Genomic DNA, 3,406 nt, shown 5'->3' on the forward strand with positions numbered 1-3,406 from the left:
TCCACTCCATGAAATAGAATTTGATTTATCAAATGTACAGTTGACTAAATTTCCAAAACCACTTTGCCAATCAACATCAATATCTGAATTACCTACAAAACTACAATTTACCATAGTACTTTTATAAGAATTAGATGACCAATAAACAACACTACGCCCTTTATTAGCAATAAAAGTTGAATTAACTAAATTACCATGAGCTCCAAACCATGCAATTGCAGCACCATAAGAACCAGAAGCAGAATTATTAACAAAACTACAATTAATAACACTAAGAAAATCCCCATGACAAGTAATAGCACCAATCGCACTATTAGCAAAATTATCCTCAAAAGTACAATTCAAAACAACATTATGGGCTGAACTAAATTGCATTACGCCCCCATAATCAGTAGCACGATTGCCAACAAAAGTACAATCAACAATCCGATTATTACTTCCAAGATAAACAGCACCACCATTAGACGCAATATTATTTACAAAAGTACAATTAATCACATTAATATTACTACCACCAGAAATAGCACCGCCATATCCAGTACTTAAACCATTAATAAACTTAATATTCTTTAATGTAACACCATTAAAATCAGAAAATACATTATTAAAAAGATTACCATTTAACCAATGACCATTACCATCAATAGTAATCCTACTAAAAGACTCAATCCTATCAGACTCATTCATAGCCCTAAAATCAGAATCCAACACTAAAACATCACCAGAAGAAGTATTACTAATCAAAACAGACAAATCACCAAAACTTCCAACATCAACACCTTCACTATAAATCATTCCTCCATTAACTGTTTCTCCAACAGGAATAACACTCTCCTGAGATTCATCTATAGAAACAACATCATTTACTTCTTCACTAGCAACAATATTGTCTGTAAAGTTATCACTTGCACTAACTGTAGAAATAGCCAAAATACCTACAATCATTATTGTCAGCATAATAACTCTTTTATTTGAAAAAATCATATTACCCCCAATAATTTAAATTGATATATAGTTTGTGTTTATACATATATTAATTTTATGAATATATCGATTTTAATTTTTGATTTAATGAATATTAATCAGTTATTTTATATTTTTATAATCGTTTGAACACCAAAAAATGTAAACATAAATGAATTTACGATTTGAAAAAAAATCGTGAAAAATAGAAAAAAGTATAGTATATAATTTACACACATAGTAATATCAAAATATAAATTCAGATAGGAGAAAAATCATGGAACAAAAAAAGATAATCATAATTTTAATTTTAATAGCTGTGCTCGTTGCAATATGCTCGTTTATCACATATGCGCTGGTCCTGAATCAGACAGAGTACACTGCTATGACCATTGCAGAAAGCGGAACAACAATCGAAGTTCCCGATGACATGAAACTTAAATCTACAAATGGAGACAGCGGAATTACCGTTCTTGAAAATGACAACACAATCATCGTACTGTTTAACAGTAAAGACAAGGGAGTGGGACAAATCATAGGATTTTCAGATATTAAAAATCCAATTTTCGGAAATGAATATCAGGGAGACACTACACTTAAAGATCCTACCGTTGCAGGATGTCATTTAGACGGAGAATGCAGGGCAGTATATTTGGGCAATAATCAGACCCACGACAATATACTTGTCATCAGCAAAAACAAGGACATTGTTACCCACATAATCAACAGTATAAAATGGAGCTTTGATGCGGCTGACAATAATACCGACAATAATGATGATTCAGGCAGCAATACTGTTTCTGTAAATAAAAACACAAGCAACAACAAGAAATATTCCCAGTCCGATTTGGATATGGCTCGAAATGATGCATACTGGCAGGGATATGACGATTCATATTACGACCAGCAAAATGATTATTACGAAGATGAAGATTATTCCACTTCAGATAGTGGTTCCTACTCTAGCTCTTCTGTTGAAACTACTGAAGATGGAAGCCTCGTATAAATTATATGAAAGCAAGTGTTAAAAGTTATTTTTTAACACTTAAAATCTTTTTTTAATTTTAAGCATATGAAACGCTTCAAAAATCTATTTTTCAAATGAAAAACCCCAACGTTAATGTGAATCACCCATCACTTACATGTTCCTTAATTAATATTCAAAAGAAAAGTTCTGCAAAAATACTTAAAAACCAGTTTAAACAGACTATTATCTGTAACATATTTTTGAGGCTGGGAAAGTGAAGATATTCAAAAGTGAAAAATGGGGATTATGGTATAATCGTATTTTGCCTTTCATTATAATTGCTGATTTTATACTGATTACCGTTTCACTTGTTTTGAATGTTCCCCAAGCTACAATGGCCCAGATTGAATCCTTTGATTTGATTGTGTGCCTGATTCTTCTAAGTGAATACTTTGTCAGTTTTCTTGAGGCTCCCTCAAAAAAGAAGTTCCTGCTTGACAAGGACAACATTCTGCTTCTGATTGCATCAATACCGTTTGACTTCATAATCGACTTGTTCGTTCCCGTCAATTTTCCAGGATCCATTTTCGGATATCTCAGGCTTTTAAGATTAGTCAGGATTATAAGCTTTGCAAGGATGGGTTCATTCGGCGAGTTTTTCAAAAAAACCGAGTTTCACAAAATCATCATTGCAATTGCAATTATCATCATGACATTTACTGCGCTCTTTTATGTATTCGGAACATCTTATCAGCCTTTCGATTATTTTTATTTTGTCATTGTCACTCTCACCACTGTCGGATACGGGGACATCACCCCGCAGACTTATAACGAAAAGATTCTGACAATGATTCTGATTCTTATCGGTATTGTCATATTTTCAACAATTACGGCATCCATTTCATCATATCTTACGGACAATATGATTGAAAGTGAGGATGACGGAATTGAAGAGGTTAAAAAAAGTGTGGAAGAAAAATCCGAACACATCCTAAGCGAGCTTGAAAGTGTGAGAAAGGAAAATCAGGAACTTAGAGATGAAATTAACGAGCTTAAGGAAATGATTAAAAACAAATAAGCTCTTACTCTCAAAGCCCTGTTTTTTTTAGGACTGCATCTATCTGATGCAGCCTTCAAGGTACTCTTCGATTTCCTCATCTGACATTTCCGGCCAGTTCTGCCTGATTCCCTTATAGAGCGTATCAAGGTATGCCATGTTCGGGTCGTTGGAAGTGCGCAGGTTCCTGTTTGTGACAGTTTTCATTTCAAAGCCGTCCATCTCGCCCAGGTCTATGACATCCTCATACCAGCCGTAGCCTTCCTGAGGTTTGCGCCCGTCGTTTTCTCTGCGAAATACATGCTCAAACTGCTCTTTTGTAATTCGAATTGCACATCACCTCGGATTCGAAAACATGGTTTTCACCATTTTGTGAAATCCCCTCCAATTTTTCCAGGCAGGGTTTTACATATTCAAAC

General features: G+C 34.1%; 4 protein-coding genes. 2 read left to right on the plus strand and 2 right to left on the minus strand.

Annotated elements, in window-relative coordinates; all coding sequences use genetic code 11:
* A partial coding sequence (locus E7Z77_RS08445) for a right-handed parallel beta-helix repeat-containing protein (RefSeq protein WP_366510262.1) occupies window positions 1–984 on the minus strand: 984 nt, incomplete at its 3' end.
* Window positions 985–1,240: 256 nt separating this feature from the next.
* Between E7Z77_RS08445 and E7Z77_RS08450 the strand changes: the two genes are divergently transcribed.
* Window positions 1,241–1,969, plus strand: coding sequence for a hypothetical protein (locus E7Z77_RS08450; protein WP_292752833.1), 729 nt, complete (start codon window positions 1,241–1,243; stop codon window positions 1,967–1,969).
* Between the two features lie 235 nt (window positions 1,970–2,204).
* A complete protein-coding gene (locus E7Z77_RS08455) occupies window positions 2,205–3,008 on the plus strand; it encodes an ion channel (protein ID WP_292752836.1) in 804 nt (267 codons plus the stop codon).
* 39 nt (window positions 3,009–3,047) lie between these two features.
* Here the strand turns inward: E7Z77_RS08455 and E7Z77_RS08460 are convergent, their stop codons facing one another.
* The gene (locus tag E7Z77_RS08460; protein WP_292752840.1) at window positions 3,048–3,209 is read right to left on the minus strand and encodes a hypothetical protein; all 162 of its coding nucleotides are present in this window, start codon (window positions 3,207–3,209) and stop codon (window positions 3,048–3,050) included.
* Between the last annotated feature and the right edge of the window lie 197 nt (window positions 3,210–3,406).

The organism is Methanobrevibacter sp. (assembly GCF_015062985.1).
Lineage (GTDB): Archaea > Methanobacteriota > Methanobacteria > Methanobacteriales > Methanobacteriaceae > Methanocatella.

What these genes read in the sequence shown, in the direction of transcription:
- E7Z77_RS08460 (WP_292752840.1), bottom strand. Translation starts at nt 3,209, where the DNA reads ATGGACGGCTTTGAAATGAAAACTGTCACAAACAGGAACCTGCGCACT.
- E7Z77_RS08450 (WP_292752833.1), top strand. Translation starts at nt 1,241, where the DNA reads ATGGAACAAAAAAAGATAATCATAATTTTAATTTTAATAGCTGTGCTC.